The organism is Rhizobacter sp., assembly GCF_031412495.1.
Lineage (GTDB): Bacteria > Pseudomonadota > Gammaproteobacteria > Burkholderiales > Burkholderiaceae_C > Schlegelella_A.
In genome coordinates this window covers 1-6,353 of the sequence record NZ_JANODC010000162.1, presented here as the reverse complement: position 1 = coordinate 6,353, position 6,353 = coordinate 1, and the positions used below count along the sequence as shown (strand labels likewise).

Here is a 6,353-nt window from a genome sequence, read left to right as displayed (position 1 = left end):
ACCGGGTCGCCTGGGAGAGCACCTTCCTGTCGGCGGCGACGGTTCAGGGCGTGCTCACGACGCTGCTCGGGCCGGCTGCGGCCGTCGCCGGCATCGCCCTTCCCGATGCCGCCGGGTTCGCCGCGCTCCAGGCGCAGCCGGGCCGGCGCGACGCCGGTGCGCCGGCGGCGATGTGGATCCACCTGCTCGCCCTGACGCTGCTCGCGGTGGTCGTCGTCCCGCGCCTGCTCCTCGCCGTCGCGACGGCGTCGCTCGCCGCCGGCCGGCGCCGCCGCTTCGCGATCGAGCTCGACTCGCCGTACTTCCAGCGCCTGGCCCGCCTTCAGCGCGGCAGCGTCGCCGAGATCCAGGTCTGTCCGTACGCGCACGCGCCCTCGCCGCAGGCGACGCTCGGCCTGCAGTCCCTGCTCGCCGAGGCCTTCGGGCCGCGCGCCGTGGTCCGGATCAGCGCGACCGCGGCCTTCGGCGCCGCCGACGACGCGGCGCCGCTGGCCGCGCTGCCACCGACGCTCACCCATGCGCTGATCCTCGGCGACCTGGCGGCGACGCCGGAGGCGGAGAGCCACGGCCGCTTCGCCGCGCGCCTGGCAGCCGGCCTGCCCCAAGGCGTGGTGCTGGCCTTCGTGATCGACGAGGCCACCTTCCGGCGCCGCTTCGCGGGCCTCGACGAGCGGCTCGAGCAGCGCCGCGCCGCATGGACCCGCTTCGCCGAGTCGATGCAGTCGGTGCCGGTCTTCGTCGACCTCGAGGCGCCGGTCGGCGCCGCCGCGGTCGAGTCGCTGCAGGCGGCCTTGGCGCGGCCGGTGCAGGTCGACGCCGCCGCCTTGCGCGCCGCTCTCTGATGGACGCCGCCGCCGGGCGCTCGCCGATGCACGCCACCGCCATGCCGGCCGCTCCGGGCGACGCGCCGCTGAGCATCGCGCTCAGCCTGGTGGCGCACACCAACGTCGGCAAGACGACGCTGGCGCGGACGCTGCTCGGCCGCGACATCGGCGAGGTGCGCGACGAGCCGCACGTCACCGAGTTCGCGGACGTGCACACCATGCTCCAGTCGCCCGAGGGCGACCGCCTGCAGCTCTGGGACACGCCCGGCTTCGGCGACAGCGTCCGCCTGCTGCGCCGCCTGCGCCAGTCGAACAACCCGATCGGCTGGTTCCTGAGCCAGGTCTGGGACCGCTGGCGCGAGCGGCCGTTCTGGGCCGCGCAGCAGGCGCTGAAGAACGTCCGAGACGAGGCCGACGTGCTGCTCTACTTGGTCAGCGCCGCCGAGACGCCGCAGGCCGCCGGCTACGTCAAGCCCGAGCTCGAGCTGCTCGCCTGGACCGGCAAGCCCGTGATCGTCCTCCTCAACCAGCTCGGCACGCCGCGCCCCGGCGGCGCGGACGACGTCGAGCCCTGGCGCCGCCACATCGAGGCGCTGGCGCCGGGCTCGCGGGTCCTGCCCTTCGACGCCTTCGCGCGCTGCTGGGTCCAGGAGATCGTGCTCCTCGACGCGATCGCCGAGGCGCTGCCGGCAGAGCGACGCGCAGGGATGGCGCGCCTGGTCGCGGCCTGGCGGCGCGAGCGGCTCGCCGCCTTCGCCGCCTCGATGGCCATCCTCGCCGAGAGCCTGGCCCGTGTCGCCTCGGCGCGGGTCGTCGTCGAGGAAAGCGCCGGCTTCGGGGCCCGGCTGCGCCGCGCCGCCGCGTCGGCCCTGCGCCGCAGCCCCGACCCGGACGACCCGGCCCTGCAGGCGCAGGCGCGCCTGCGCGAGCTCCTCGGCATCGAGGTGCGCGAAAGCACGGCCGCGCTGATCCGCCTGCACCGCCTCGAGGGCGAGTCGACGGCGGCCGTCCTCGCCTCGGTCGAGGTCGACCTGCACAAGCGGGTCGACGCCGGCTGGGCGGCGGTCTGGGGCGGCGCCGTCAGCGGCGCGCTCGCGGGCCTGTCGACCGACGTGATGAGCGGCGGCCTGACCCTCGGCGGCGGCATGATCGCCGGCGGCGTGCTGGGCGCGCTCGGCGCCGCCGGCATCGCCGAGGGCGTGAACCGGATCCGCGGCACCGACCGCTCCTGGCTCGCCTGGAAGGGCGACGCCCTGATGCCGATGGTCGACGCGGCCCTGCTGCGCTACCTCGCCGTCGCCCATTTCGGCCGCGGCCGCGGCCGCTGGGCCGACGCTGCGGCGCCCGAGCACTGGGCCGCGGCCGTGCACGCGGCCTTCGAGCCGCACCGCGAGCTGCTGGCATCGCTGTGGCGCGACGGCGAGGGCTTCGAGGTCGATGCCGGCGCTGTCGAGGCGACCCGGCGCGGGCTGCAGCCGGTGCTCGCGGCGGCGGCGCGCGACACGCTGCTGCGCCTTTACCCGGACGCTGCCGCCGCGCTGCCCGCCGGCAGCGGCGGAAGTGGGGAAATCGATCAAGGCCGTGCCGCGGCGACGCCTTAGGCTGCGGCCATGAATGCCCCGACCCGGCCAATCGACTTCTACGTCGACTTTTCCTCGCCGTACTCGTACATCGCCTCGGAATGGGTCGAGGCGCTCGCCGCGCGGCACGGGCGAACGGTGCGCTGGAAGGCGATCCTGCTCGGCGTCACCTTCCAGGCCGCCGAGCTGAAGAGCCCGGTCAGCCACCCGATCAAGCGCGAGTACTCGCTGCTCGACTTCGAGCGCTCGGCGCGCTTCGCCGGCGTGCCGTTCACGTTTCCCGCGAAGTTCCCGGTGGCGACGCAGAACGCGGCGCGCATCTTCTGGTGGCTCAACGACGAGCGCGACGCCGACCGTGCCGCCGACTGGGGCCGCCACTGCCTGCGCGCCTGCTTCACCCGCGGCGAGGTCGACCTCTCGAACCCGGCCCACCTGCGCGCGCTGGCGATCGAGTTCGGCCTCGACGGCAACGAGGCCGAGGCGGTGTGGAGCGACCCGCGCTGGAAGGCGCGCCTCAAGGACGAATGCGAGCAGGCGGTCGCGCGCGGCGTGTTCGGGGCCCCCTTCTTCGTCGTCGACGGCGAACCTTTCTGGGGTAACGACCGGCGCGCGCAGATCGAGCGCTGGCTCGAGAGCGGCGCGTTCTGAAACGGTCCGCTGCCGTGGAGCTGCTTTCTTTCCTGCGCACCCAGGTGCACGCCAACCGCTTGGCCAACCGGCGCCTGCACGAGGCGATGCGGACGCTGTCGCGCGAGGCGTACCACGCGCCGCGGACGAGCTTCTTCCCGAGCCTGGCGGCGACGCTCGACCACCTCCTCGCCGTCGACCTGTACTACCTCGCGGCGCTGCACGCCGAGCGCGACATGGAGCAGCAGTGGGCGCAGGCGCCGAAATGCGACACCGTGACCGAGCTGGCGCGGGCCCAGGCGGCAGCCGACGAGCGCTTCATCGCCCACGTGGGGAGCCTGTCCGCGGCGCAGCTCGACGACGTCGTCGAGATGGACCGCGGCCAGGGCCGGGTCCAGCGCGACGGCCGCGGCCACGTCATCGCCCACCTTCTCAACCACCAGGTCCACCACCGCGGCCAGGCGCACGCGATGCTGGCCGGCACCGCGGCCGTGCCGCCGCAGCTCGACGAGTTCCTGATGCCGAGCGAAGCGCAGCTGCGCAGCGCCGACCTGAAGGCGCTCGGCTGGACCGAAGCGTCGCTGTTCGGCTGATCCCTTCGATGGACGACGTCTACGCCACCCCCGAGCACGAGCTGCTGCGCGAGCAGGTCGCGCGCTTCCTCGCCCGCGAGGTCGAGCCGCACGCGCTCGCCTGGGAGGAGGCCGGCTTCACCCCCCGCCAGGTGCTGAGCAAGCTCGGCGACGCCGGCCTGCTCGGCATCGCCGATGCGGCCGAGTACGGCGGCGCCGACGCCGACGCGCTCACCAACCTCGTCTTCGCCGAGGCGCTGTCGCAGTCGACCTTCGGCGGCTTCGTCATCACCGTGCTCGTCCACACCGACATGGCCAGCCCGCACCTGCGCCACGCCGGCACGCCGGCGCAGCGGGCGCGCTGGGGGCCGGCCATCAACGCCGGCCGCTGCATCACGGCGGTCGCCATCACCGAGCCCGGCGCCGGCTCCGACGTCGCCGGCATCCGCACGACGGCGGTGCCGAGCGCCGACGGCAGCGAGTGGGTGCTGAACGGGACCAAGCTCTTCATCACCAACGGCGTTCACGCCGACCTGTACTTCGTCGCCGCCAAGACCGGCTCAGGCACGCACGCGATGTCGATGTTCGCCGTCGAGAAGGGGACGCCGGGCTTTCGCGTCGGCCGCCAGCTCGACAAAGGCGGCTGGCTCTCGTCGGACACCGCCGAGCTGGTCTTCGAAGACTGCCGGATCCCGGCGGACCGCCTGCTCGGCGAGGAGAACCGCGGCTTCTATTCGGTCATGAAGAACTTCCAGACCGAGCGGATCGCGCTCTCGGCGATGGCCGTCGGGCACGCGACGCGGGCCCTGCAGCTGACCCTCGAGCACGTGCGCGACCGGCGGGCGTTCGGCGCGACGCTGTTCGACAAGCAGGTCGTCCGGCAGCGCCTGGCCATGCTCGACGCCAGGGTGCGGGCGGCGCGCGCCTTCATGTACCACTGCGCCTGGCGCGTGACGCAGGGGCACGACGTGGTGCAGGAGGTCTCGATGCTGAAGGCGCTGACCGGCGAGCTGGTCAACGAGGTCGTGCAGGGCTGCCAGCAGTTCCACGGCGGCATGGGCTACATGCGCGGGACGGCGATCGAGCGACTCTGGCGCGACGCCCGCATCCTCGCCATCGGAGGCGGCGCGACCGAGGTGATGCTCGATGAAGTCGCCAAGCGGTACTAGCCTTAGAGCCCACTTCGCCGGGCTGGCGCGCTACCACCTCTGGGCGACGCGCAAGCTTTTCGCGCACGTCGACGCCCTGAGCGAGGCGGACTACCGGCGCGACGCCGGGCTCTTCTTCCGCAGCGTGCACGGCACCTGCAACCACCTGCTCGTGGCCGAGCACCGGCTCTGGTTCGCGCGCTTTGCCGAAGGCGGCTCCTCGGCGACCGACCTCGCCGAGGAGATCGAGGCCGATCGCGACCGCCTGCGCGAGCGCATCGTCGAGGCCGCCGGGCGCTGGGGCGAGTGGATCGCCGGTCTCGACGAAACCCGCTTCGCCGGCCGGCTCGACTACACCACGACACGGGGGGTGGCCCAGTCCTTGCCCTTCGGCCTGACCCTGGCCCACGTCTTCAACCACGCGACGCACCACCGGGGCCAGGTCACGGCAGCGATCACGGCCATGGGCTACCCTTGCCCCGAGATCGACATGGTGTGGATGCTCCAGGAAGAAGGCAGGGCGGACGGATGAGCAGCGGCGTGATCCAGGTCGAGCGCGAGGGCTTCGTCGCCCGCGTCTGGCTGAACCGGCCCGAGGTGCGCAATGCCTTCAACGCCGAGCTCATCCCCGAATTGGGCGCGACCTTCGCCGCGCTCGGCGCCGACGCCGGCGTGCGCGCGATCGTCCTCGGCGGCCGCGGCAAGGCCTTCTGCGCCGGCGCCGACCTGTCCTGGATGCGCGAGATGGCCGACTACTCGTGGGACCAGAACCGGGCCGACGCCGCCCGCCTCGCCGACATGCTGTTCGCCATCTACAGCTGCCCGCTCCCCGTGGTCGGCCGCATCCACGGCGACTGCTATGCCGGCGGCGTGGGCCTGGCGGCGGTCTGCGACATCGTCGTCGCCGCGGAGCCGGCGACCTTCTGCCTCAGCGAGGCGCGCCTCGGCCTGCTGCCGGCGACGATCAGCCCCTACGTCATCCGCGCCATGGGCGAGCAGGCGGCGCGCCGCTACTTCGTCACCGCCGAGCGATTCAGCGCCGCCGAGGCGAAGACGATGGGTTTCGTGCACGAGCTGTGCGCCCTCGAGGCGATCGACGAGGTCGTCGACCGCATCGTCGCCACGCTCGTCGCGAACGGGCCGATGGCGACGCAGGCCTGCAAGAAGCTGGTCCAGGACGTCGCCGGCATGCCGATCGCGGCCGCATTGCGCGCCGACACGGCCGGCCGCATCGCCGACATCCGCGCCAGCGCCGAGGGACGCGAGGGCGTGCAAAGCTTCCTGCAGAAAAGGAAGCCCGGCTGGCTGGAGGACGCCGACAAGTGAACATGGACCTGACCCAGCTCGCCGCCCTGGCCGCCGCGCTCGGCTGGGCCAGCGGCTTGCGCCTCTATGCGGTGCTGTTCCTGACCGGCCTCGCCGGCTCGCTGGGCTGGGTCGACCTGCCGGGCGGGCTGAAGCTGCTGCAAAGCCCCTGGCTGCTCGGCGCGAGCGGGTTCATGCTGTTCGTCGAGTTCTTCGCCGACAAGATCCCCGGTCTCGACACGGTCTGGGACGCGGTCCACACCCTGATCCGCATTCCCGCCGGCGCCGCCCTGGCGG

General features: G+C 73.4%; 8 protein-coding genes. All 8 read left to right on the top strand.

Annotated features, from left to right (window positions below; genetic code table 11):
• Positions 1-842 (top strand): DUF2868 domain-containing protein (locus AC30N0_RS05920; RefSeq protein ID WP_489517001.1); only part of this gene is annotated, 842 nt, incomplete at its 5' end.
• Positions 842-2,425 carry a DUF3482 domain-containing protein gene (locus AC30N0_RS05915; RefSeq protein ID WP_489517000.1) on the top strand — a complete coding sequence of 528 codons (1,584 nt, stop codon included), beginning with the start codon at positions 842-844 and terminating at the stop codon, positions 2,423-2,425. The genes AC30N0_RS05920 and AC30N0_RS05915, both read left to right, overlap by 1 nt.
• A 9-nt stretch (positions 2,426-2,434) precedes the next feature.
• A complete protein-coding gene (locus AC30N0_RS05910; RefSeq protein WP_489516999.1) occupies positions 2,435-3,052 on the top strand; it encodes a 2-hydroxychromene-2-carboxylate isomerase in 618 nt (205 codons plus the stop codon).
• A 14-nt stretch (positions 3,053-3,066) separates the two neighbouring features.
• Positions 3,067-3,624 (top strand): DinB family protein, encoded by a 558-nt coding sequence (locus AC30N0_RS05905; RefSeq protein ID WP_489516998.1) that lies wholly within the window; start codon positions 3,067-3,069, stop codon positions 3,622-3,624.
• A gap of 8 nt (positions 3,625-3,632) precedes the next feature.
• Positions 3,633-4,772, top strand: coding sequence for an acyl-CoA dehydrogenase family protein (locus AC30N0_RS05900; protein ID WP_489516997.1), 1,140 nt, complete (start codon positions 3,633-3,635; stop codon positions 4,770-4,772).
• Positions 4,750-5,283 (top strand): DinB family protein, encoded by a 534-nt coding sequence (locus AC30N0_RS05895; protein ID WP_489516996.1) that lies wholly within the window; start codon positions 4,750-4,752, stop codon positions 5,281-5,283. The genes AC30N0_RS05900 and AC30N0_RS05895 overlap by 23 nt, the downstream gene beginning before the upstream one ends.
• Positions 5,280-6,077, top strand: a complete 798-nt coding sequence (locus AC30N0_RS05890; RefSeq protein ID WP_489516995.1) for an enoyl-CoA hydratase/isomerase family protein — start codon at positions 5,280-5,282, stop codon at positions 6,075-6,077. The genes AC30N0_RS05895 and AC30N0_RS05890 overlap by 4 nt, the downstream gene beginning before the upstream one ends.
• A 2-nt stretch (positions 6,078-6,079) precedes the next feature.
• Positions 6,080-6,353 (top strand): DUF4126 domain-containing protein (locus AC30N0_RS05885; RefSeq protein WP_489516994.1); only part of this gene is annotated, 274 nt, incomplete at its 3' end.